Annotated in this window: 21 protein-coding genes; 10 read left to right on the forward strand and 11 right to left on the reverse strand. The window is 74.3% G+C overall.

Going from position 1 to position 23,417, the window contains the following annotated elements; genetic code table 11:
* Positions 1–275: 275 nt before the first annotated feature.
* From dnaG to IAG43_RS09765, 5 genes are all read right to left on the reverse strand, one after another.
* Entirely contained in the window at positions 276–2,186 is a 1,911-nt protein-coding gene (gene dnaG, locus IAG43_RS09745; protein ID WP_187740355.1) for a DNA primase, read from the reverse strand.
* Positions 2,187–2,220: 34 nt separating this feature from the next.
* A complete protein-coding gene (locus tag IAG43_RS09750; protein WP_187740356.1) occupies positions 2,221–3,483 on the reverse strand; it encodes an NAD(P)/FAD-dependent oxidoreductase in 1,263 nt (420 codons plus the stop codon).
* A gap of 180 nt (positions 3,484–3,663) precedes the next feature.
* A complete protein-coding gene (locus IAG43_RS09755) occupies positions 3,664–5,079 on the reverse strand; it encodes a deoxyguanosinetriphosphate triphosphohydrolase (RefSeq protein WP_187740357.1) in 1,416 nt (471 codons plus the stop codon).
* Between the two features lie 166 nt (positions 5,080–5,245).
* Positions 5,246–6,010 (reverse strand): sirohydrochlorin chelatase, encoded by a 765-nt coding sequence (locus IAG43_RS09760; protein WP_187740358.1) that lies wholly within the window; start codon positions 6,008–6,010, stop codon positions 5,246–5,248.
* A gap of 286 nt (positions 6,011–6,296) precedes the next feature.
* A complete protein-coding gene (locus tag IAG43_RS09765) occupies positions 6,297–7,037 on the reverse strand; it encodes a hypothetical protein (protein WP_187740359.1) in 741 nt (246 codons plus the stop codon).
* 77 nt (positions 7,038–7,114) lie between these two features.
* Here IAG43_RS09765 and IAG43_RS09770 point away from each other — a divergent pair, with 77 nt between their 5' ends.
* The 3 genes from IAG43_RS09770 to IAG43_RS09780 all read left to right on the forward strand — a co-directional run bounded on the left by IAG43_RS09770 (position 7,115) and on the right by IAG43_RS09780 (position 10,901).
* Positions 7,115–7,798, forward strand: coding sequence for a SanA/YdcF family protein (locus tag IAG43_RS09770; RefSeq protein ID WP_187740360.1), 684 nt, complete (start codon positions 7,115–7,117; stop codon positions 7,796–7,798).
* A 180-nt stretch (positions 7,799–7,978) separates the two neighbouring features.
* On the forward strand, positions 7,979–8,560 hold the full coding sequence (locus IAG43_RS09775; protein WP_187740361.1) for a TIGR03086 family metal-binding protein: 582 nt from the start codon (positions 7,979–7,981) through the stop codon (positions 8,558–8,560).
* 202 nt (positions 8,561–8,762) lie between these two features.
* The gene (locus IAG43_RS09780; protein ID WP_187740362.1) at positions 8,763–10,901 is read left to right on the forward strand and encodes a molybdopterin oxidoreductase family protein; all 2,139 of its coding nucleotides are present in this window, start codon (positions 8,763–8,765) and stop codon (positions 10,899–10,901) included.
* An 85-nt stretch (positions 10,902–10,986) separates the two neighbouring features.
* On the opposite strand, the gene IAG43_RS09785 is transcribed toward IAG43_RS09780, so the two are convergent.
* The 3 genes from IAG43_RS09785 to IAG43_RS09795 all read right to left on the reverse strand — a co-directional run bounded on the left by IAG43_RS09785 (position 10,987) and on the right by IAG43_RS09795 (position 12,522).
* Positions 10,987–11,424 carry a gamma-glutamylcyclotransferase family protein gene (locus IAG43_RS09785; RefSeq protein WP_343075575.1) on the reverse strand — a complete coding sequence of 146 codons (438 nt, stop codon included), beginning with the start codon at positions 11,422–11,424 and terminating at the stop codon, positions 10,987–10,989.
* The gene (cutA, locus tag IAG43_RS09790; RefSeq protein WP_246574203.1) at positions 11,421–11,762 is read right to left on the reverse strand and encodes a divalent-cation tolerance protein CutA; all 342 of its coding nucleotides are present in this window, start codon (positions 11,760–11,762) and stop codon (positions 11,421–11,423) included. The genes IAG43_RS09785 and cutA overlap by 4 nt, the downstream gene beginning before the upstream one ends.
* 160 nt (positions 11,763–11,922) lie before the next feature.
* On the reverse strand, positions 11,923–12,522 hold the full coding sequence (locus IAG43_RS09795; RefSeq protein ID WP_187740364.1) for an NADPH-dependent FMN reductase: 600 nt from the start codon (positions 12,520–12,522) through the stop codon (positions 11,923–11,925).
* Positions 12,523–12,793: 271 nt separating this feature from the next.
* On the opposite strand from IAG43_RS09795, the gene IAG43_RS09800 reads away from it, so the two are divergent.
* The 3 genes from IAG43_RS09800 (at position 12,794) to IAG43_RS09810 (ending at position 14,799) form a co-directional block, all read left to right on the forward strand.
* A complete protein-coding gene (locus IAG43_RS09800; RefSeq protein ID WP_187740365.1) occupies positions 12,794–13,297 on the forward strand; it encodes a hypothetical protein in 504 nt (167 codons plus the stop codon).
* Between the two features lie 201 nt (positions 13,298–13,498).
* Positions 13,499–14,119 carry a class F sortase gene (locus IAG43_RS09805; protein ID WP_187740366.1) on the forward strand — a complete coding sequence of 207 codons (621 nt, stop codon included), beginning with the start codon at positions 13,499–13,501 and terminating at the stop codon, positions 14,117–14,119.
* 212 nt (positions 14,120–14,331) lie between these two features.
* Positions 14,332–14,799 (forward strand): hypothetical protein, encoded by a 468-nt coding sequence (locus IAG43_RS09810; protein ID WP_187740367.1) that lies wholly within the window; start codon positions 14,332–14,334, stop codon positions 14,797–14,799.
* A gap of 36 nt (positions 14,800–14,835) precedes the next feature.
* Here the strand turns inward: IAG43_RS09810 and IAG43_RS09815 are convergent, their stop codons facing one another.
* Positions 14,836–15,621, reverse strand: coding sequence for a sulfite exporter TauE/SafE family protein (locus tag IAG43_RS09815; protein WP_187740368.1), 786 nt, complete (start codon positions 15,619–15,621; stop codon positions 14,836–14,838).
* Positions 15,622–15,840: 219 nt separating this feature from the next.
* Between IAG43_RS09815 and IAG43_RS09820 the strand changes: the two genes are divergently transcribed.
* Genes IAG43_RS09820 through nirD form a run of 3 tightly spaced genes read left to right on the forward strand, consistent with a single transcriptional unit; the run spans position 15,841 to position 20,019 of the window.
* Complete coding sequence (locus IAG43_RS09820) at positions 15,841–17,058, forward strand: NAD(P)/FAD-dependent oxidoreductase (protein WP_187740369.1); 1,218 nt, start codon at positions 15,841–15,843, stop codon at positions 17,056–17,058.
* A 1-nt stretch (position 17,059) separates the two neighbouring features.
* Entirely contained in the window at positions 17,060–19,672 is a 2,613-nt protein-coding gene (gene nirB, locus IAG43_RS09825) for a nitrite reductase large subunit NirB (protein ID WP_246574204.1), read from the forward strand.
* Positions 19,669–20,019, forward strand: a complete 351-nt coding sequence (gene nirD / locus IAG43_RS09830; protein WP_187740370.1) for a nitrite reductase small subunit NirD — start codon at positions 19,669–19,671, stop codon at positions 20,017–20,019. Before nirB ends, nirD begins: the two co-directional genes overlap by 4 nt.
* Positions 20,020–20,177: 158 nt before the next feature.
* Here the strand turns inward: nirD and IAG43_RS09835 are convergent, their stop codons facing one another.
* Positions 20,178–20,597, reverse strand: coding sequence for a VOC family protein (locus IAG43_RS09835; protein WP_187740371.1), 420 nt, complete (start codon positions 20,595–20,597; stop codon positions 20,178–20,180).
* Positions 20,598–20,829: 232 nt separating this feature from the next.
* On the opposite strand from IAG43_RS09835, the gene IAG43_RS09840 reads away from it, so the two are divergent.
* Positions 20,830–21,990, forward strand: coding sequence for a PhoX family protein (locus IAG43_RS09840; protein WP_187740372.1), 1,161 nt, complete (start codon positions 20,830–20,832; stop codon positions 21,988–21,990).
* Here IAG43_RS09840 and IAG43_RS09845 read toward each other — a convergent pair.
* The gene (locus tag IAG43_RS09845) at positions 21,960–23,003 is read right to left on the reverse strand and encodes an ArsR/SmtB family transcription factor (protein WP_187740373.1); all 1,044 of its coding nucleotides are present in this window, start codon (positions 23,001–23,003) and stop codon (positions 21,960–21,962) included. The genes IAG43_RS09840 and IAG43_RS09845 overlap by 31 nt on opposite strands.
* Between the last annotated feature and the right edge of the window lie 414 nt (positions 23,004–23,417).

Here is a 23,417-nt window from a genome sequence, read left to right on the forward strand (position 1 = left end):
CTCCAGGGTGATCGCTGCCGGTCGGGGGCGTACGGCAGCTTCCGAGGGCTCAGGCACCGCACCCCAGTGTGGCGTACGACACAACCCCGCCACGAGGGGCGTGCGGCGACTTTCTGGGACGGGGTGTGACCGGGCGGTTACTCGGATGCCCCCTTGTGTGGGGGTCTGGCAGGATCGGCCGATGCGAACGGACGGGGACGGGACGTACGAGACCCATGTGACCGTCCGCTGCGACGGGCAGCCCGGCCGTGAGCGGCTGGACGCCTGGCGCGGGTCTACAGTGCCGCCGCGCCCTGGTTGCGCAGGGCCTGGCGGTACTGCTGGAGGACCCAGAGCTCGTTCGCGACGGCCGTGTACCGCTCGGGGTCGGCGCCGTTGCCGAGGCGGGCGAGGCTGCCCTGGACGTCGGCGATGCGGCGGTCGACGGCGCGCAGCCGGACCCGGACCAGCTGTTCGCCCGCGTACACCTCGTCGACCGCGCGGGCGTGGATCGCCTCCACCGCCAGCTCGGTGACGAGCGCGCGCGCCGCGTCGTCGGGCGCGGTCTCGCGGACCCGGGCGAGGTAGCCGGGGGTGTCCTCGACGCCCGACTCGGCGCCGCCGGCCTCCATGATGGTGTGGCGGACCGCCGCGTACGGCGGGGCGGTGAACTCGTCCGTGCCGTAGGCGTCGAAGGCCGGGGAGACCAGGGCCGGGTACTGGAGGGCGAGCTTCAGCAGCTCGCGCTCGGTGCGGTGGGCCGGGCTGCGGAGGTTGAGCGCCGGACCGGTCGGGGCCTGGGGCACGGGAGGTGTGTCGTACACCGGGGTCCTGCGGTCGGGGCCCGGCCCGGCGGGCCCGCGGCCGCCGCCGCGCTCACGGGCCCAGCGGGCGAGCTGGGCGACGCGCTTGACCACGAACTGGGTGTCCAGGATGCCGAGGATTCCGGCGAGCTGGACGGCCGACTCGTGCTGGATGGCGATGTTCTTGATGGCGGCGACGACGGGCGCCGCCTCGTCGAGGGCGGCGGCACGGCCCGCAGGGGTCTCCAGGTTGTGGCGGGTGACCATCTGCCGGATGGCGAACTCGAAGAGCGGGGTGCGGGATTCGACGAGCTTCAGCACCGAGTCGTCGCCCTGCGCGAGCCGCAGGTCGCACGGGTCCATGCCGCCGGGGGTGATCGCGATCGAGGTCTCGGCGGCGAACTTCTGGTCGTCCTCGAAGGCGCGCAGCGCGGCCTTCTGCCCGGCCGCGTCGCCGTCGAAGGTGAAGATCACCTCGGCGGTGGCGTTGTCCATGAGGAGCCGGCGGAGGATCTTGATGTGGTCGCCGCCGAAGGCGGTGCCGCAGGTCGCGATGGCGGTGGTGACCCCGGCGAGGTGACAGGCCATCACATCCGTGTAGCCCTCGACGACGACGGCGCGGCTGGTGCGGGCGATCTCCTTCTTGGCGAGGTCGATGCCGTACAGCACGTGCGACTTCTTGTAGATCGCGGTCTCGGGGGTGTTCAGGTACTTGGGGCCGTTGTCGTCCTCGCGCAGCTTGCGCGCGCCGAAGCCGACGACCTCCCCGGTGATGTCCCGGATCGGCCACATCAGCCGCCCGCGGAAGCGGTCGATGGGGCCGCGGCGGCCCTCCTGCGAGAGGCCGGAGAGCAGCAGCTCCTTGTCGCTGAAGCCCTTGCCGCGCAGGTAGCGGGTGAGGTGGTCCCAGCCGGCCGGGCTGTAGCCGACGCCGAAGTGCTGGGCGGCGGCCTGGTCGAAGCCCCGCTCGGCGAGGAACTTCCGGCCGGTCTCCGCCTCGGCGCCGTCCAGCTGCTCCACGTAGAACTCGGCGGCGATCTTGTGGGCCTCGACCAGGCGGATGCGCTCGCCGCGCTGGTGGGCCGGGTTGTAGCCGCCCTCCTCGTAGCGCAGGGTGATGCCCGCCTGGGCGGCGAGGCGCTCGACCGTCTCCGAGAAGGAGAGGTGGTCGATCTTCATCACGAAGGCGATCGTGTCGCCGCCCTCCTGGCAGCCGAAGCAGTGGAACAGGCCCTTGCTCGGGCTGACCTGGAAGGAGGGGGACTTCTCGTCGTGGAACGGGCAGAGTCCCTTGAGGTTGCCGCCGCCCGCGTTGCGCAACTGGAGGTATTCGGACACGACGGCGTCGATCGGGACCGCGTCCCGTACCGCCTTCACGTCGTCGTCGTTGATCCTGCCTGCCACGGGGGAAGTCTACGGCGACCCCGTGACACTCCGGTCAGCCGCCGAGCGAGGCGAGCGGTACGGCGGGGTCGCCCAGGGCCTGAGGGTCCACGAGAGCGCCGGAGCGGACGAGGCGCTGGATGTCCTCGGTGACGTCCCACACATTCACGTTCATCCCCGCCAGCACCCGGCCGCCGCTCAGCCAGAAGGCGATGAACTCGCGCTTGCCGGCGTCGCCGCGGAGCACGACCTGGTCGTACGAGCCGGGCGGGGCCCAGCCGGAGTACTCCATGCCGAGGTCGTACTGGTCGGAGAAGAAGTACGGCACCCGGTCGTACACGGTGTCCCGGCCGAGCATGGCGCGGGCGGCGGCCGGGCCGCCGTTCAGGGCGTTCGCCCAGTGCTCGACCCGCAGCCGGGCGCCGATCAGCGGGTGCTGGTGGGCGGCGACGTCACCGGCGGCGTAGATGTCGGGGTCGGAGGTGCGCAGCCGGGCGTCGACCGCGATGCCGCCGCCGTGGGCGCGGTCCGCGAGCTCCAGACCGGCGCTCTCCGCGAGCGCGGTGCGCGGGGCGGCCCCGATCGCGGCCAGGACCTCGTGCGCGGGGTGCTCCTCGCCGTCGTCGGTGCGGGCGGCGAGGACCATGCCGTCCTGGCCGGTGATCTCGGTGAGGCGGGCGCCGAAGTGGAAGCGCACGCCGCGCTCGCGGTGGAGGTCGGCGAAGACCTGGCCCAGTTCGGGACCGAGGACGCCGTGCAGCGGGGTCGGCTCCGGTTCGACGACGGTGACCTCGGCGCCGTACCCGCGGGCGGCCGCGGCCACCTCCAGCCCGATCCAGCCGGCGCCGGCGACGAGCAGGTGCCCGTTGTCGCGGCCGAGGGCGGCGAGGACCCGGCGCAGCCGGTCGGCGTGGGCGAGGCGCCGCAGGTGGTGGACCCCGGCCAGGCCAGTGCCGGGGATGTCCAGGCGGCGGGGCTCGGCGCCGGTGGCGAGGAGCAGCTTGTCGTAGTGGAGCACGGTGCCGTCGCCGAGGCGGACGGCCTTGGCGGCGCGGTCGATCGAGACGGCGGTCTGGCCGAGGTGGAGCTCGATCTCGGAGCGGGCGTACCAGCCGGGCTCGTGGACGAAGACGCTGTCGCGCTCGTCCTTGCCGCTCAGGAAGCCCTTGGACAGGGGTGGACGCTCGTACGGCCGGTCGCGCTCGTCGCCGATCAGGATCACCCGCCCGGTGAACCCCTCGGCGCGCAGCGTCTCGGCCGCCTTGGCTCCGGCGAGTCCACCGCCGACGATGACGAAGGTCCGGTGTGCGTCGACCACGTGTTGCCTCCTCTTCAGGTCCTGTTCGGCCTTCTGCGAGCGTCCCGCACCGAGCGTGCCGGCGAAAGGGGGAGTGCCCGTCCCGGGGTCTTTCGTCCGGATCGGGGCGGCGACAAACGATCACCGTACCCGGAGCGGGGCCGGGCGGCCGTCAGCCCCGCTCCGGCAGCCGGGCGGCCGTCAGCCCCGCTTCGGCAGCCGGGCGTGCAGGGTGCGGGCCGACGCGTCGGTGAGCGACGCGATCTGGTCGACGACCACCCGCTTGCGGGCCCGGTCGTCCGGCGCCGCCTCGAACAGCGCCCGGAACTGGGGCTCCAGCCCCTCCGGGGCGCGGGCGGTGAGCGCGTCGGCCAGTTCGGCGAGGACGACGCGCTGGTCGGCGCGGATCTGCTCCTGCTCGGCGCGGCGCATCACATAGCGGTCGGCGACGGCCTTGAGCACCGCGCACTCGTGGCGGGTGGCCGGCGGGACGACCAGCTCGGCGCCGTACCGGGTCAGCGGGCCGCCGCCGTACGCCTCGCGGGTCGCGCCCTCGGCCGCGAGCGCGAACCGGCCGATGAGCTGGCTCGTCGCGTCCTTCAGCCGGGCCTGGGCGACGGCCGAGCCGTCGTAGTGGTGGGGCCACCACGGTGCGGCGGTCAGCCGGTCGAGGGCCTCGGACAGCTCGTCGGGCGTGGTGCCGGCGGGCACGTAGCGGCCGATGGCGACCGACCAGACGGACTCCCGCTCGGCCGGGGAGAGCAGGAGGGCCGGATCGATGTGGCCGGCGTGCAGACCGTCCTCGAAGTCGTGGACCGAGTACGCGACGTCGTCCGACCAGTCCATGACCTGCGCCTCGAAGCAGACACGGCCGGCGGGGGCGCCCGCGCGTACCCAGTCGAAGACCGGCAGGTCGTCCTCGTACACGCCGAACTTGGCGGACGCGGGGTCCCGCGGGCTGCCGCCGCGCGGCCACGGGTACTTCGTCGCCGCGTCCAGTGCGGCGCGGGTCAGGTTGAGGCCCACGCTGACCGGCTCGCCGGTCGCGGGATCCGGCGCGAACCGCTTGGGCTCGATCCGGGTGAGGAGGCGCAGGGACTGCGCGTTGCCCTCGAAGCCCCCGCAGTCGGCGGCGAATTCGTTGAGCACCTGCTCGCCGTTGTGGCCGAACGGCGGATGGCCCATGTCGTGGGAGAGGCAGGCCGCCTCCACCAGGTCGGGATCGCAGCCGAGCGCGGCGCCCAGTTCGCGCCCGATCTGGGCGCACTCCAGGGAGTGGGTGAGCCGGGTGCGGGGGCTGGCGTCCCACGTGTGGCTGCGTGTGCCGGGCGTCACGACCTGCGTCTTGCCGGCGAGCCGGCGCAGTGCCGAGGAGTGCAGGACCCGGGCCCGGTCCCGCTGGAAGGCGGTGCGCCCGGGGCGCTTGTCGGGCTCGGGCGCGAAGCGCTCGACCGCGGCCGCGTCGTAGCCCCGGTCCGCGCCGGTGCGCGCGGCGGGGGCCTCGGGGTCGTGCGGCCAGGCGCCGCCCGGCACCGCCGGGGCGGTGCGCTCGGCCGGCGTCTCGGGGTCGTGGGGCCAGGTGCTGCGGTCGGTGCCGGTGGTGCCAGTGCCATCCATGCACCGAAGGTAACCGTCCCCACCGACGCCGGGTGCCGATACCGGGGCGCCGCGCCCGCGGGGGCGGGGGTGCGAGGCCGGGGTGACGCCGCGCCCGCGGGGCCGGCCGCACGGCGGCCGTCCGCCCGCGCGCCGGGCGTCGGCGCGTGGCGTGTCCGGGAGGCGGTCAGACCGCGGTCAGTTCGCCGCGGAGCAGGGCGCGCGGGCGGGCCGCGAGAGCCTGGTCGTAGCGCCTCAGGAGGAGGCGGGCGATCGCCGGGTGGGTGCCGAGCGGTTCGGCGGCGATCCACGGCGCCGCCTCCGCGCTGCGGGTGGCGAACAGGCCCGGCGCGGCGAAGTAGGAGGCCACGGCGATGCGGTGGCGCCCGCGGGCCGTCAGGGCGCGGACCGCCGCGGGGACGGTCGGCGCGAGGGCGGAGGCGTACGCGGCGACGACCGGGACCCGGAGGCGTTCGGAGAGCAGGGCGGCCGCGTGGCGGGTGTCCTCGGCCGACTCGGGGTCACGGGACCCCGCGGACGCCAGCACCACCGCGGCGCGGCGGCTGCCGTTGTCGTCGTCCTGCCAGCCGGCCTCGGTGAGGCGGACGGCGAGTGCCTCGGCGAGCAGCGGATGCGGGCCGAGGGGCGCCGCGACGCGGATGTCGGCGCCGGGCACCCGCGCCGCCGCACGCGGCAGGTCGTGCTTGACGTGGTATCCCCGGCTGAGCAGCAGAGGCACCAGCACGGCGGGAGCGCCGCCCCGTCCGGCGACGTCGTCGAGGGTGTCGTCGAGCAGCGGCTCGTTCAACTCGATGTGACCGAGGCGGACGTCGAGGCCGGGGCGGAGTTCGCGGACCCGGTCGAGGAGCGCGGTGACGGTGCGCACGGCGCGCGGGTCGCGGCTGCCGTGGGCGACGGCGACGAGGGAGGGCCGCTGGGTGGTCGGGTGCATGCCTGGCGGGTTCCGTTCAGTCGGACGTGACTCAGCTGGCTGCCGAGCTGAGCGGTGATGCGCGTGAGCAGCTGCGCGGTGGTGTCGAAGTGCGCGGTGCTCTCGCGGGGCGTCGGTGCGGGAAGGGGCAGGGACTCACGAAGGTGTTCCGGCTCCGTCATGACCCGATGGTGGCGGGCGCAGGTTGCCTCCTTGTTGCGCGAGGGTGACGGCGGTTTTCGCCGCGCTCACATCCCGGTGTTCTCCGGTGGGGCCTTCGCCGGATGCGGTGCCGGGGCGGGAACGCTCACCGCCCCCCGTCCGCGGCCGGGGCCGCGGTGGCCAGCCACACCCGCAGCGGGCCGACCGGGACCAGTCCGTGGCGGGTCGCGGCGGCCAGGTCGTCGCCGTGCTCGTAGCCGACCACCGGGACGCCCGGCCACATCCGGCTCACCGCCGCGAGGCAGCCCGCCCAGGCGGCGTCGGGATCGGCGCCGTCCGCGGTGAAGAGGTTGGAGACGCCGGCGGCGGTGCCGTCCGCCGTGACCACGGCACCGGCGACCGGCGCTCCGGACGGGCCGCGGGCCGTGAGGACGGCGGTGTCCGCGTCGCGCAGCAGCTCGGGACGGAAGAGCCCGGCGAGGCCCTCGCCGCCGTCCCAGGCGTCCGCCCAGACGGCGAGTTCGCGGGCCGTCGCCACCCGCTCCCACCGGGATCCCGCCGGCGCGGGACGGGCCGGTCCGTCCGCGGGCCGGTGCAGCCAGCGCGCCTCGAAGAGCACCTCGAATCCGGCCGGCCCGAGGTCGAGGGCGGCGAAACTGTCCTTGACCGAGGCCCCCGGGGCGGCCGTGTCGGTGCGGGCGAGGAGGTCCGCCGCGGACGCGCCGCGGGTCAGCGTCACCGCGTCCGGGTAGAGCGGCGGCGTCCGGCGGGCACTGGTCCAGGCGTCCGGGGCGAAGCTCCCGGACGTGCCGTGGGCCAGGCACATCGTGTGGCACCACCGGGCGTTGTTGCGGGCGGCGAGCTCCACCCTGTCGTCCCTCGTCATGGGCGCATCCTGCCAACCGGCACACGGGCGCCGCGAACCTTTTCCGGCCCCGGGACGTCTGTCCGGGGGGAGGGATCATGCATCGGATGCGCGAGTGGTGGTCGGCGGGCGGGGCGCGCCGCAGACGGCGTGTGACGCAGGCGGTGATGGCGGGGTGCGTGCTGGGGCTGCTGCCGGCGACCTGGACGCACGCCGTCGCCGACAGCAGGGTGCGCACGGTGGCGGAGGCGCCCGCGCACGGGGTGGCCGTGGTGTTCGGCGCGGGGCTGCGGGACGGCCGGCCGACCCCGTATCTCGCGCACCGCCTCGACGCGGCCGCCGAGCTGTACCGGACGGGCAAGGTCAGGGTCGTGCTGGTGACCGGCGACAACAGCCGCGTCGAGTACGACGAGCCGGACGCCATGCGCGGCTATCTCACGGGGCTGGGCGTGCCGGACGACAGGATCGTCAGCGACTACGCGGGATTCGACACATGGGACTCGTGCGCGCGGGCGCGCAGGATCTTCGGCGTGGAGCGGGCGGTGCTGGTGACCCAGGGCTTCCACATCCGGCGGGCCGTCGCGCTGTGCCGGTCCGCCGGCATCGACGCGTACGGCGTCGCGGTGGCCGAGCCGCACGACGTGACCTGGTACTACGGCGGTGTGCGGGAGCTGTTCGCGGCGGGCAAGGCGTCCCTGGACGCCGCCCTCCGCCCCGACCCGCGGTTCCTCGGCGACCGGGAGACCGGCGTCCACGAGGCCCTGGCGGCCGAGGGCCGTTGACCGCGGACCCGCGGACCCGTGGACCGCGTGTGACGCGAGCGGGCTGCGGGAGCGGGGCGTGCGGGGTACGCGCGGCCGGTCCGGTGCGCCCCGGACCGGCCCGCCGAGGGCGCAAGGTGCACGCGGACGACCGGCACGGCACGCTCGCTTACGGGCGCGCGGCAGGCGACAGTGAGCCGCATGAACAAAGACGTGGCAGTGCTGCTCGCCCGGCATGCGGAGGCTCTCGACCTGTTCACCGCACGGGTGCACGCCGTCCGGGCGGACCAGTGGGACGACCCGACGCCGTGCACCGACTGGTCCGTACGCGATCTCGTCAACCACCTCACCGCCGAACAGCTGTGGGTGCCCGCCCTGGTGACCGACGGATCGGCCCCGGACGACGTGGGCGACGCCTTCGACGGCGACGTGCTCGGCGACCGGCCCGGCGTCACCTGGGACGCGGCCGCGCGGGCGGCGCGGAACGCGTTCGCGGCCGAGGGCGCGCTGGAGCGGACCGTCGTGCTGTCCTACGGGCCGGCCCCGGCCGTCGCGTACTGCTCCCAGATGACGGCGGACGCGGTGGTGCACGCCTGGGACCTGTCCCGGGCGATCGGCGCGCCGGAGCACCTCCCCCACGACCTGGTCGCCTTCGCGCTGGACGAGGTGACGCCGTACGCGGACGACCTCGCGGGCACGGGCCTGTTCGCCCCGCCCGTCGAACCGCCGCCGGCCGACACCCCGCAGTCCCGCCTGCTGGCCATGCTCGGCCGCCGCGGCTGACCGGGGCGACGAGCCACCCGCCGCAGGCCGGCCGGGGACGCCCCGCGCCGGGGACGGCCGGGCGACCCGCCGCAGGCCGCGCCGCGTGCCGTGACCGCGCCGCGCCCCCTCACCGGGCGGCGCGGCACACACGGAGGGGCGCGTACCGCGCCCGTAATGCGCGGCGTGCGCCGGCGTAACACGGCTGTTCCACGCTGGCACCATGCGCGACGAGACCATCGACACCCACTGCCCCTACTGCGCCCTGCAGTGCGGCATGAAGCTGCGCGCCGCCGCGGACCCGGCGGACGGCACCGAACGGACCGTCGAGGTGGTGGAGCGCACCGAGTTCCCCGTGAACCGGGGCGCGCTGTGCGGCAAGGGCCGCACGGCGCCCGCTGTTCTCTCCTCCCGGGTGCGCCTGACCGGGCCGCTCGTCCGATCCCACGCCACCGGCAGGCTCGAGGAGGCCACCTGGGAGGAGGCACTGCGTACGATCGCCGACGGTCTGGGCCGCACCCGCGCCGAGCACGGCGCCGACGCGGTGGGCGTCTTCGGCGGCGGCGGACTGACCAACGAGAAGGCGTACACGCTCGGCAAGTTCGCGCGGGTCGCGCTCGGCACCTCGCAGATCGACTACAACGGCCGCTTCTGCATGTCGTCGGCGGCCGCCGCGCACACCAGGGCGTTCGGCCTGGACCGCGGCCTGCCGTTCCCGCTGGAGGACATCCCGCGGACCGGCTGCGTGATCCTGGTCGGCTCCAACCTCGCCGAGACCATGCCGCCCGCGCTGCGCTACCTCACCGAGCTGAAGGAGAACGGGGGCACGCTGATCGTCGTCGACCCGCGCCGCACCCGGACGGCCGAGCAGGCCGACCTGCACCTCGCGCCGCGGCCCGGCACCGACCTGGCGCTCGCCCTGGGGCTGCTGCACATCGTGGTCGCCGAGGGGCGCACCGACGACGCCTTCGTCGAGGACCGGACGACCGGCTGGCCCGAGGCGCGCGCCGCCGCCATGGCGCACTGGCCGGAGCTGGTCGAGCGGATCACCGGTGTCGGCGTGCCCCAGCTCCGCGAGGCCGTGCGGATGTTCTGCGACGCCCCGACGGGCATGGTGCTGACCGCGCGCGGCCCCGAGCAGCAGTCCAAGGGCACCGACACGGTCGGCGCGTGGATCAACCTCTGCCTGGCGACGGGCCGTGCGGGCCGGCCGCTGTCCGGGTACGGCTGCCTCACGGGCCAGGGCAACGGGCAGGGCGGCCGCGAGCACGGGCAGAAGGCGGACCAGCTCCCCGGCTACCGCAAGCTGGACGACCCGGCGGCCCGGGCGCACGTGGCCGAGGTCTGGGGCGTGCCGCCCGAGTCGCTGCCGGGCCCCGGGCGCAGCGCGTACGAACTGCTGGACGCGCTCGGCCGGGACGTGCGGTCGCTGCTGCTGATGGGCTCCAACCCGGTGGTCTCCGCGCCGCGCGCGGCCCACATCGAGGAGCGGCTGAGGTCGCTGGACTTCCTGGCCGTCGCGGACGTCGTCCTGTCGGAGACCGCGGCCCTGGCCGACGTGGTGCTGCCGGTGACCCAGTGGGCCGAGGAGACCGGCACCATGACCAACCTGGAGGGGCGGGTGCTGCTGCGCCGCAGGGCGCTGACCCCGCCGGAGGGGGTGCGCAGCGACCTGGAGGTGCTGCACGCGCTGGCCGGGCTGCTGGGCCACGAGAAGGGCTTCCCCACCGACGCGGAAGAGGTCTTCGAGGAGCTGCGGAGGGCGTCCGCGGGCGGCCCGGCCGACTACTCGGGCATCACCTACCGCAGGATCGCGGAGGAGGACGGGGTGTTCTGGCCCTGCCCCGGCACGGCGGACGACGGGCCGGTCCATCCGGGGACGCCGCGGCTCTTCCTGGACCGCTTCGCGACGCCGGACGGCCTCGCCCGCTTCGTGCCGGTGACCCACCGGCCCGCCGCGGAGGAGCCGGACGCCGAGTACCCGGTGCTGCTGACGACGGGCCGGGTGGTGGCGCAGTACCAGTCGGGGGCGCAGACCCGCAGGGTCGGCGAGCTGACCGCCGCGGCGCCCGGTCCGTTCGTGGAGCTGCACCCGCAGATGGCGGAGCGCCTGGGTGTGGCGGAGGGCGACCCGGTGGCCGTGGTCTCGCGCCGCGGGCGGGCCGAGGGGCCGGCCCGGGTGACCAACGGGATCCGGCCGGACACGGTGTTCATGCCGTTCCACTGGCCGGGCGCGGGGCGCGTCAACTCGGTGACCAATCCGGCGCTGGACCCGACCTCGAGGATGCCCGAGTTCAAGGTGTGCGCGGTGCGGGTGGAGGCGGCGGCCCCGGGAGCGGGCGCGGGGGCGGGGGCGGAGTGACCGGCGGGCACGGGGCGCGGGGACGGCCGGGCGGCAGCGGCGACTGCGCCCCCGGGCGCGGGCGCGGGGTGACCCGCGCCCCCGGTCATGCCGGGCCGGGAGTGCGGGCGACCCAGTCGCCGCCCGGGATCGGCGCCCCGTCCGCGGCCAGTTCGCGGGCGACACCGGCGGCGGCCAGGTACACCCAGGCCCGCTGCGGGGTGCCGTCCTCGCGGACGACCTCGCGGACGACCCGTTCGTAGAGGTTGCGCGGGTGGCCGGGCGCGATGTGCTCCTCCAGCTCGTCGAGGGTGCGCAGCAGCCCGGCGTGCTCCCCCGGCGCGGCCGTGACCACGGTGCCCGCGACACGGCCCGGACCGGCCGGGTCGTCCACGGCGTACGGATAGCCGGGGCCCTCGTAGAGCAGCGCTCCGTGCAGGACGGCGTCCCGTTCGCCGGCGGTGCGGCCGGCGAGGAACAGCGCGTGGTTGCGCTCGCCCGGACGGAGCGTGCCGTAGACGAAGAACGGGAGCTCGACGGTCACGGCGCCGTGGTCTCCGCCCGCACCCAGTCCGCGTAGGCGGCGGCCGCACGGACCGCCGGCACGGCGATGATCTCCGGGGTGTCGTAGTCGTGCGCGGCGGTCAGATGCGCTTCGAGCGCGTCGTAGCGTGCGGGGGTCGTCTTGAAAACGACCTGCCACTCCTCGGCGGTCTCGATGGCCTGCTGCCAGTGGTACACGGAGGTCACCGGAGCGGAGATCTGCGCGCAGGCGGCGAGCCGGGCCTCGACGGCCCCCTGGGCCAGGGCGCGCGCCTTCTCGGCACTGTCGGTGGTGGTGGTCACGGTCAGCAGCGGCGGCGCGGCGGGTCCTCGCTCCACGGCAGGGGCTCCTTCGTCGGCGTCTGGCGGGGCGGGCGCGGCCCCTCGCGCAACCGTACGCGCCGGCGCCCGGCCCGCCGGCCGCCCCGGCGGCGCCCCGGGGCCGTCCTGCCCGCCGCGCGGGGCCGGGCCGCCCCGGGACCGCATCCGGGTTCGCGGCTCAACTCCCGTACGGGTGGACCTCCTTGGCGCTCCGCAGGGCCGCAGCCCACCAGGCCACCTGGTCGAGCATCGTCTTGGCGGCGGCGTCGGGTCCCGCCGGGTCGCGGTGGTTGCCCTCGTCGTCGAAGTGCGCGCCCGCGTTGTGGAAGGAGACGGTGTCGCGCACGGTCACGGCGTGCAGCTCGGCGAAGACCTGCCGCAGCTGCTCGACCGCGCGGAGCCCGCCGGACATCCCCCCGTACGAGACGAAGCCGACCGGCTTCGCCTGCCACTCGCCGTAGTGCCAGTCGATCAGGGTCTTGAGCACGGCGGGGAAGGAGTGGTTGTACTCGGGCGTGAGGACGACGTACGCGTCGGCCGCGTCCAGGACCGGGGTGACCTTGTCGAGCGCGGCCCGCGCCCAGGGCGACGGCCGGTGGGAGAGGGCGCTCGGGAGCTCGGCCTCGCCGAGGTCGATGTAGTCGGTCTCGAAGTCCTCGCGCAGCCGTGCGCGGGAGAGGAACCAGTCGGCCACGACGGGACCGAACCGGCCCTCGCGGTTGCTGGCGAGGACGACGGCGAGCTTCAGCGGCGCCTGTGCAGGCGTGGTGGTGTCCATGCCGAAGACTCTCCGACCTCAAGCCCACTTGAGGTCAAGCCCGGATGCGCGACCGTCATGCCGTCACGGCGGGTCACCCGTTCGCCGCGCGGCGTGCGACACGCCGACCGGCGCCCGCACCAAGCCTCTGACCTGCGAGAACCGCACCTGTCCAGCGTGACACGCGGCGAGGCGCCGACAGAATCTGATGAATCATCAGCAGGCATGGGGCGCGGTTCGGCTCTTATCTCGAAGCAGACGCACCTCGCACCACCCGCTCCCGGAGGACCCCATGCGCACCACCGTCCGCCTGCTGACCGGCGCCGCGCTGACCATGGCCGCGATAGGTCTGGGCACCCCGGCGACCCACGCCGGCGACTTCGGCACGCTCGAGATCTACCCGCAGACCGCCGCCCCCGGCGACACGGTCGCCGTCAGCACGGAGGCGTGCGGCAAGCGCGGGCACGGCGTCGGCGACGCCAGCTCGCTCGGCGCGGGCGAGTTCAAGCTGTGGCCCGGCACCCACAAGGAGACCGTGGTCGGCGAGTTCACCGTGCCCGACGACGCCCGGTCCGGGACGTACGGGATCGGCGTGCTCTGCAAGAACGGCAAGGAGGCCACCGGCGACGTGACGATCCGTCACCACCGGCCGAGCGGCCATGTGAAGACCGGAGTCGGCGGCAGCGTCGGCCCGGACACCACCCAGATCGCGGCGGGCGCGGGCGTACTGGCCGCTGCCGCCGTCGGCGGGACCCTGCTCCTGCGTCGCCGGGCGAGCGGCGCGCAGGGCAGCTGACGGGGGCGGCCGAGGCCGCTCCCGTACCGCCTGAGCCCCCGCTCCCGCCAGGTCCCGAGCCGGCGGGGGCGGGGTGCAGTCCGTTCCCGGGCGCGGCCCTCCGCGCGGCGCGTCCGCGCGACGGTGCGCCGGCACCCTTGCCGCCGCGCGGCCCGCACCCGCACCCGCACCCGGGATTCCGGGGGAGAACCGGAGACGAACATGACCGCCAAGGCCAAGGGCTGGGGCCTGGTCCTCGCCGTGTGCGCGGGACTGTGGCTGGTGCAGAACGGCTCGCGGGACGTCACCCCGCCCATGCCGTCGGCCGCCGAGGCCTTCGCGGCCGGCCCCAACCAGCACACCGACGCCGCCGCCGACCCGCTGCCCCCGTCGCAGCCGCTGCGGCTGCGCATCCCCGAGATCGACGTGGACGCCCCGGTGACCGGGCTCGGCCTCGAACGGGACGGCAGCCTCCAGGTCCCGCCCGACTCCGACCGCAACCTGGCGGGCTGGTTCCGCGAGGGCACCGCCCCCGGCGCAGAGGGGACGGCGATCGTCGCGGGCCACGTGGACAACGCGAAGGGCCCCTCGGTCTTCTACAGCCTGGGCGCGCTCAAGAAGGGCAACCGGATCGAGATCGCGCGCGAGGACGGCCGCACGGCGGTCTTCACCGTCGACGCGATCGAGGTCTACGAGGCGGACGCGTTCCCCGACGCCAAGGTCTACGGGCCGAGCGAGCGGGCGGAACTGCGGGTGATCACCTGCGGCGGCGGCTTCTCCGAGAAGACCGGCTACCGGGGGAACGTCGTCGCGTACGGGCACCTCATCGGGGTGCGCGCGTAGACAGCTGCCGGCCCACGGTCGGCGAGCGGCGGAACAGGCGGCCGGCGGAACAGGTGGTCCGGTGGACCAGGCGGCCGGCGGAACAGGCGGTCCGCCCGGACCAGGCGGCCAGCGAACCGAAAAGCTCGCCATGGCAATAGTAGCCATGTACATTATCTGCATCGGCGGACCCCGCTCCGGGCCCGCTCGTATACGGATGCAGAGGAGACACCATGTCCACCGCCCCCGCGCCCGCGCCCCTGCTGGACAGCCGGATACTCGGCCGCGCCCACTACGCGGCCCGTGCCCTGCTCGACCGCGAACTGGCCCGCACCGGCCACGCCTTCCTGCACTCGATCGTGCTCGGGGCGCTCGCCGCCGAGGGCCCCGAGGCCGAGCGGGACGCGGTCGTCGCGTACGCCGTGCGGACGGTGAAGGTCTCCCCGGCCGACGCCCGGCGCGCGCTGGCCGACCTCGTGGACGGCGGCCACGCCCGGGTGGCCGGCGGCGAGCCCGCCCGCGTCGCGCTCACCGCCGAGGGCGACGCCCTGCGCGCACGTCTCGCGGCGTTCTCGGCCCGGACGGCGCCCCAGGTCTACGGGGACGTCCCCGCCGAGGACCTCGCCGTCGCGGCCCGGGTCCTGCTCCGGGTCACGGAGCGGGCCGAGGCACTGCTCGCACGGGCGGACGGGCGGGCCTGAGAGCGGCCGCGGCAGCCCCCGGCACGCGGCAGGGCCCTACGCGTTCCACTGGTCGAAGCCGAGCTTCGCCACCAGGGAGAAGACCACCACCAGCAGCACCCCGCGCACGAACCCGCTGCCCCTGCTCAGCGCCATCCGGGCGCCCGCCATGCCGCCGGCCAGGTTGAAGACGGCCATCAGCGCGGCCAGCTGCCACAGCACCGTGCCCTGGTAGGCGAACATCGCCAGCGCTCCGGCGTTGGTGCAGACGTTGACGATCTTGGCGGTCGCGGAGGCCGTCAGCAGGTCGAGGTGGAGCACCGCGGTGAGCGCCAGCACCAGGAAGGTGCCGGTGCCGGGGCCGAAGAGGCCGTCGTAGAAGCCGATGCCGCCGCCGACGAGAACGACGGCCGCGATCGTCCGGGACCGGGTGACCCGCCGCCGGTCGGCCGCGTCGGCGGTGCCGAAGGAGGGCCGCAGCAGGACGAAGGCGGCGACCGCGAGGAGCACGACCATGATCACCGGGCGCAGCACGTCGCTGCTGATCCCGGCCGCGAAGAAGGCTCCGGTCATCGAGCCGGCGAGCGCGGCGAGCCCGATCCGCACGGCGGTCTTCACCTGGACCGGGGCCTTGCGCACATAGGTGACGGCCGCACCCGTGGTGCCGACGATGGCGACCGCCTTGTTGGTGCCCAGGACGTGCGCGGCGCCGGTGTTCGGCAGCCCCAGCAGGAGGGCGGGCAGAAGCAGCAGGCCGCCGCCGCCCACGACGGCGTCGATCCAGCCGGCCGCGGCCGCGGCGATGCACAGGACGACCAGTGTGGTCAGTGATATGTCGGGCACTCGCGCGAGCCTACGGACGCGATAGGTGTGCCGTCCAACGATCCTCGGGAGACTTGAGCGAGCTCAGAGCTTCGCGCCCCCGGCGGCAGGGCCGGCGCCCTGCGGCGCGGCACGCGCCCGATCCCCTCACACGGCAGCGGGGCACACGCTGAGGGCAAGGTTCCCCATGGGAAACAGAAGGGATCCGGACGGGAAACACCCGCGACGCACGCTGCTTCCATGACATCGGAGATCGTGGTGATCGGCGCCGGCACGGCAGGCGCCCGGCTTGCGCGCCAGCTCGGCGCCGCGGCCCGCGTCACCGTCATCGGCGAGGAGGACCACGCCCCCTACAACAGGGTGCTGCTCGCCGAGGTGCTCGCAGGACGGTACGCCCCCGAGGTGATCGCGCTGCCCGAGGTGCCGGTGCGCCGCGGCGTGCGGGCGACCTCCGTCGACCGGGAACGGCGGCTCGTGCACTGCGCCGACGGCACCTCGGTCGGCTACGACCGGCTGGTGCTCGCCACCGGCTCCAACCCGGTCCTGCCGCCGCTGCGCGGCATCGGCCCCGGCCTCCCGGACGGCGTCCACCCGTTCCGGACCCTGGACGACTGCGCGGCCCTGTCCGCGGCCGCCGGTCCCGGCACCCGGGCCGTCGTCGTCGGCGGCGGCCTGCTCGGGGTCTCCGCGGCCCGTGCGCTCGCCACCCGGGGCGCCAAGGTGGTGCTGGCCCAGCAGGGCGAGCACCTGATGGAACGGCAGCTCGACGCCTCGGCGTCCGCGCTGCTCCGCACCCACCTGGAGTCCCTCGGCGTCGAGGTGCACACCGAGTGCCGGGTGCGCGGACTGCGCACCGGCGCCGACGGCGCGGTCGGCGCCGTCGTCCTCGCGGACGGCTTCGCGCTGGACGCCGAGATCGTGGTGCTGGCCTGCGGCGTCCGCCCCCGGGTGGGCCTCGCGGCCGACGCCGGGCTGGAGGTCCGTCGCGGCATCGTCGTCGACGACGAGCTGCGCACCTCCGACCCGTACATCCACGCCATCGGCGACTGCGCCGAGCACGACGGGGTGGTCCACGGGCTGGCCGGCCCCGCCCTCGAACAGGCCGATGTCCTCGCCTCGGTGCTGAAGGCCGAGGAGGCGCCCCGCTACACGGGCTTCCGGGCGCTGACCCGGCTGACCCTGACCTCCGTCCCCGAGGCGGATCCCACCGCGGCGCCGCTGGACCTCGCCGCGTTCGGCGACCCCACCCCCCGCCCGGGGGACGACGTGGTCCAGCTCGCCGACGCCACCCGGGGCGCGTACCGCAAGGTCGTCGTCCGCGGGGACCGGCTCGTCGGCGGCGTGCTGCTCGGCGACCTCGCCTCGGTCGGCGCCCTCGCCCGGGCCTGGGAGGGCGACGAGGCCCTCCCCGACTCCGTGCCCCTGCTCCACCTGCTCACCAATGATGGAGGCCTCTGACATGGCTGCGACGTCCGCGATGTCCACCCCCGCGATCAGCCCCACGATCGTGGTCGTCGGCCACGGCATGGTCGGCCAGCGCTTCCTGGAGGCCCTCGCCGACCGCGGCGTCACCGAGCGCGCGCGCGTCGTCGTGCTCTGCGAGGAGCCGCGTGCCGCCTACGACCGCGTGAAGCTCACCTCGTACTTCTCGGGGAGCACGCCCGACGACCTGTCCATGGTCGAGGACGGCTTCATGGAGAAGCACGGCATTGAGCTGCACCTCGACGACCCGGCCGTCTCGGTCGACACCGCCGCGCGCACCGTCGTCTCGCGGGCCGGTGTGACGATCGCCTACGACACCCTGGTGCTGGCCACCGGCTCGTACCCGTTCGTGCCGCCGGTGCCGGGCAAGGACGCCGAGGGCTGCTTCGTCTACCGCACCATCGAGGACCTGCTGGCCATCGAGGAGTACGCGAAGACGTCCCGCGTGGGCGCGGTCGTCGGCGGCGGGCTGCTCGGCCTGGAGGCGGCCGGCGCCCTGAAGGGCCTGGGCCTGGAGACCCACATCGTCGAGTTCGCGCCGCGGCTGATGCCGGTGCAGGTCGACGAGGGCGGCGGCGCGGCGCTGCTGCGCACCATCGAGACCATGGGGCTCTCCGTCCACACCGGCGTCGGCACCCAGGAGGTCGTCGCCGGGGAGACGGGCGCCGTCACGGGCATGGCCCTGTCCGACGGCTCGGTGCTCCCGACCGACATGGTGGTCTTCTCCGCCGGTGTGCGCCCCAGGGACCAGCTGGCCCGGGAGGCGGGGCTCGCGGTCGGCGAGCGCGGCGGCATCGTCGTCGACGAGCAGTGCCGCACCTCCGACCCGGCGGTCTTCGCCATCGGCGAGTGCGCGCTCGCCTCCGACGGACGCGTCTACGGTCTGGTGGCCCCCGGATACGAGATGGCCGAGACGGCAGCCGCCGCGCTGGAGGGCGAGGTGTCGTCCTTCACCGGCGCCGACCTCTCCACCAAGCTGAAGCTGCTCGGCGTGGACGTCGCCTCGTTCGGCGACGCCCACGGCACCGCCGAGGGCTGCCTCGACGTGGTGTACTCCGACTCCCGTGCCGGGCTCTACAAGAAGCTCGTGATCGGCGCCGACGGGACGCTGCTCGGCGGCATCCTGGTCGGCGACGCCGAGCAGTACGGCACCCTGCGGGCCTTCACCGGATCCAAGCCGCCGGTCTCCGCCGAGCAGCTGGTGCTGCCCGCCGGCGCGGGCGCGCCCGTGGCGCTCGGCCCGGCCGCCCTCCCGGACGAGGCGGTCGTCTGCTCCTGCCACAACGTCACCAAGGGCACCATCCGCGGCGCGGTCACCGACCACCGGTGCACCACCGTGCCCGAGGTGAAGAAGTGCACCAAGGCCGGCACCGGCTGCGGCAGCTGCGTCAAGGTGCTGGGACAGCTCGTCAACGCCGAACTGGAGGCGTCGGGCGTCGAGGTCGACAAGGGCCTGTGCCCCTGCTTCGGCCAGACCCGCCAGGAGCTCTACGAGATCGTCCGGGCCCTGCGCATCACCTCCTACCAGCAGCTCCTCGACGCCCACGGCCGTGAGGCCGCCCGCGGCGGCAACGGATGCGAGGTCTGCAAGCCCACCGTCGGCTCGATCATCGCCTCGCTGGCCCCGACCATCGGCGCGAGCGGATACGTGCTGGAGGGCGAGCAGGCGGCGCTCCAGGACACCAACGACCACTTCCTGGCCAACATGCAGAAGAACGGGTCGTACTCGATCGTGCCCCGCATCCCCGGCGGCGAGATCACCCCGGAGAAGCTGATCGTGATCGGCGAGGTCGCCCGGGACTTCGGCCTCTACACCAAGATCACCGGCGGTCAGCGGATCGACCTCTTCGGCGCCCGGGTGGACCAGCTGCCGCAGATCTGGGGCCGGCTGGTGGACGCGGGCTTCGAGTCCGGGCACGCCTACGGGAAGGCGCTGCGGACCGTGAAGTCCTGTGTGGGGCAGACCTGGTGCCGGTACGGGGTGCAGGACTCGGTCCGCATGGCGATCGACCTGGAGCTGCGCTACCGGGGCCTGCGGTCGCCGCACAAGCTGAAGTCGGCGGTCTCCGGCTGCCAGCGCGAGTGCGCGGAGGCCCAGTCGAAGGACTTCGGCGTGATCGCCACGGCGAACGGCTGGAACCTCTACGTGGGCGGCAACGGCGGCGCCACCCCGCGCCACGCCGACCTGCTCGCGCAGGACCTCTCCGACGGCGAACTGATCCGGCTGATCGACCGGTTCCTGATGTTCTACATCCGCACCGCAGACCGCCTGGAGCGGACCTCCACCTGGCTGGAGCGGATCGAGGGCGGCCTCGACCACGTACGCGACGTGGTGGTCGACGACTCGCTGGGCATCTGCGCCGAACTGGAGTCGCTGATGGCCGACCACGTCGCCGGCTACCGCGACGAATGGGCCGAGACGCTCGACGACCCGGAGCGCCTGATGCGGTTCGTCTCCTTCGTGAACGCGCCCGACGTGCCCGACCCCACGGTGAAGTTCGTGCCCGAGCGGGACCAGGTCAAGCCCGATCTGCCCCTGCTGACCATCCGTCCGCTGGACGAAGCACTGGAAGGAAGCGCCGCCCGATGACCATCGCCCCTGAGAAGACGGACGTCCAGCTCCAGATCAAGATCGGCGGGGACTGGCTGGCCGTGTGCCCCCTCGCCCGGCTCATCCCCGGGCGCGGTGTCGCGGCGCTGCTCCCCGGCGGCAGCCAGGCCGCGCTCTTCCTGGACCGCGACGGCCGGCCGTACGCGATCGACAACCGGGACCCGTTCGGCGGGGCTCAGGTCCTGTCGCGCGGTCTGATCGGCACCGCGGCGGGCCGCCCGTACGTCGCGTCACCGCTGCTCAAGCAGCGCTTCGACCTGGAGACGGGAGCCTGCCTCGACGACGAGGAGGTCGCGGTGACGGCATACGAGGTGCGGCTGCACTGAGCCCGCCCCGTGGACTCCGCCCACGCGCCGCCGGTCACTGCCCTGACTCCCCGCGGCGCGTGGGCGGCACTTCTGCGCACGGGCGCTTCCCCGGGCACGACCTGCCCCCGGAGCCGGTGTCCGCTCACCCGGCCCGGGGGCATGCCCCTGCCCGCCGGTCACTCGCCGGCCGTCGCCTCCTGCATGGCCTCGACGTCCATCCACATGACCTCCCAGTTGTGGTGGTCGACGTCCTGGAAGGCGCGGCCGTACATGAAGCCGAAGTCCTGGGTCTCGCCGGACGGGAAGCCGCCGGCCGCCAGGGCGCCGTCGACCAGGGTGTCCACGGCCTCGCGGTTCTCGGCGCTGAGCGCGAAGATCGCCTCGGTGGACGTGGTGGCGTCCGTGATCTCCTTCTTGGTGAAGTCCTTGAAGCGCTGCTCCGTGAGCAGCATCGCGAAGATGGTGTCGCTGATGACGAGGCACGCCGCGTTCTCGTCGGTGAACTGCGGGTTGAAGGAGTAACCCAGCTTGTTCCAGAAGGCCTTGCTGGTCTCGAGGTCCTTGACCGGCAGGTTCAGGAAGATCATCTGAGACATGGTGCGCTCTCTCTCGTCATGCGGTGCTCCGTGCGGTGCTGTCGAATGGGTAGACGGGCGGGCCGTGGAGATCTCATCGGTCCGGCCGGAGGTTTTTTCTTCACACCGCGCACCCGCTCACCGTCACCCCGCGTTGAGGTGGACGCAACTCGCCCCGCCTAGGTTCTGCGGCGCGCGACCCCGCGGCGCCGGCCGGCGCCGCGGGGCGGTCATCCCCTCTCTGGAGTGACACGTGGAACGTCGCAGTTTCCTGCGCGGAGCGGTCGTCGGCACGTCCGCCGCAGCGTTCGGCTTCACCCTCTGGCAGGGCGCCGCCTCCGCGGCGCCCGCGCAGCCCGGCGCGGGCCCGTACGGGGCGCTCGGCGCGGCGGACGCCAACGGCATCCGGCTCCCGGCCGGCTTCACCAGCCGGGTGATCGCCCGCTCCGGCCAGAAGGTCGGCTCCACCTCGTACACCTGGCACAACGCCCCCGACGGCGGCGCCTGCTTCGCGGACGGCACGGGCTGGATCTACGTCTCCAACTCCGAGATCAACCCGTCCGGCGGCGCGAGCGCGGTGCGTTTCGACTCCTCGGGCACGGTCACGGGCGCCTACCGCATCCTGTCGAACACCCGCCAGAACTGCGCGGGCGGCAGGACGCCCTGGAACACCTGGCTGTCCTGCGAGGAGGTCAGCCTCGGCTACGTGTACGAGGCCGACCCGTACGGCGTGAACGCGGCCGTGCAGCGCCCGGCGATGGGCCGCTTCAAGCACGAGGCCGCCGCGGCCGACCCCGTCCGCAGGGTCGTCTACCTCACCGAGGACGAGACCAACGGCTGCCTGTACCGCTTCGTGCCCGCGGCCTGGGGCAGCCTGTCGGCCGGCACGCTCCAGGTGCTGGTCGCCGGCTCGGCGACGTCCGGCTCCTTCACCTGGGCGAACGTGCCGGACCCGGACGGCTCCCCCACCGTCACCCGCGACCAGGTGTCCGGGGCGAAGCGGTTCAACGGCGGCGAGGGCTGCCACTACGCCAACGACACCGTGTGGTTCACCACCAAGGGCGACAACCGGCTCTGGCAGCTGAACCTGGCGTCGAACACCTACGAACTCGCCTACGACGACTCGCTGGTCACCGGGGGCTCCGCGCCCCTCACCGGGGTGGACAACGTCACCGGCTCGGCGTCCGGCGACCTGTTCGTCGCCGAGGACGGCGGCACCATGGACATCTGCGTCATCACCCCGGACGACGTGGTGGCGCCCTTCCTGCGGATCACCGGGCAGTCCGGCTCCGAGATCTGCGGGCCCGCCTTCTCGCCCGACGGGCGCCGGCTGTACTTCTCCAGCCAGCGCGGCACCTCCGGCAGCTCGTCGGGCGGCATCACCTACGAGGTGACCGGTCCGTTCCGCGCGTAGGGGCGGGCCTCGGGTCCGGGCTCGGGCCGGGGCTCCGCCGGGACCCCGCCGCGCAGCAGGGCGGCGCCCAGCGGGGTCAGGGTGTGGAGGACCGCGTTCCCGTGGCGCAGGGTGACGACCAGGCCAGACTCACGGAGCACCGCGGCGTGCTGGCTCGCGGAGGCGAGGGACACCCCCGCCCTGCGGGCCAGCTCGCTGGTGGTGCAGCCGTGCCGGATGGCCTGGAGGACCGCCGAGCGGGTGTGGCCGACGAGCCGGCCCAGCGAGGCGCCCGCCGCCTCCGGCAGGGCGGACTCGCCGCTGTGCTGGACGGGGTAGACCAGGACCGGCGGCAGCGAGGGGTCGCGCAGCACCACGGGGGTGCCGCGGCAGAAGAACGAGGGCTGGAGCAGCAGACCCCGCCCGTCGAGGTGGAGCTCCCGGTCGACCGGGTAGTCGGCCTCCAGGACCGGGGCCCGCCAGCGCAGCACCGGGGGCAGGGAGGCGAGGAGTTCGGCGGCGCCGCCGTCGAGGAGGGCGCGCCCGCGCGCCGCCCGGTCCGCCTCCACCCTGGCCCGCACGTGCGGCCAGTACGGCTCCAGGGCGGCACGGTGGTAGGCGCGCAGGGCGTCGACGAGGTGGCCCACGGCGTCCGTGCCGCCCTCGGAGAGGGCCGCCAGCCGGGCGGGCAGCACCCGCAGCGGGGAGCGGTGGGCGGCCGTCAGGGCCACTTCCGCGCGCAGCCGCTCGGGCGGGGTCTCCCGCAGGGCCGCGAGGCCCGCCTCGAGGCCGTCACGGCCCTGCGCGGGCGTCAGGAAATCCGGGAAATACCCGCGCGGCGGAACCAGTTGGGCCAGCAGACGCGTTTCACCTTTCAACCGGACGCGTGCCTCCGACCGCCATTCACCGAACACGACGGAGCCCCTGCGGTCCCTGAGCCGATGGAAACTCAGCATCGATTCCCAGAGCGCGTCGGGACCGGCGGCCATCCTGACGCGCGCCAGATCATCCGCGTGGAAATGAATACGAAGCACCGAACCCCCACTTGTTGCACCCGCAATCGCCCCCATCAATGAGTATGCACTCAATCACAGGTTGTTACCACGGTGTTTCAGCCACAGTTGAAACGCCTCGCGGCACCGCAGGGGCAACCGAAAGGCTGTACGACGTCGGGCATGAAGCCTTCATCACCGATGTGACGCAGTAAGGACCGTGGGGGGCCTGTGCGTCCGGCGGCGGTGGTGGAGGCTGCGGCTCCGTGTCCGGCACGGGTAATGGAGTGCGACCGGTGGGTGGGGATCCGCCGGTCGCACTCCTCCGGTTCTTTGCTCGGGAAACGGCAGGAATTCGCTCATCGTTAAACGTCCGTAATTCAACTGAACAACGGGTCAGCAGAGAAGCCCGTACGGGCCCGCGAAATCCGGCGGCCCCGGCGGCCCCGGCGGGCC

This window comes from Streptomyces genisteinicus (assembly GCF_014489615.1).
Lineage (GTDB): Bacteria > Actinomycetota > Actinomycetes > Streptomycetales > Streptomycetaceae > Streptomyces > Streptomyces genisteinicus.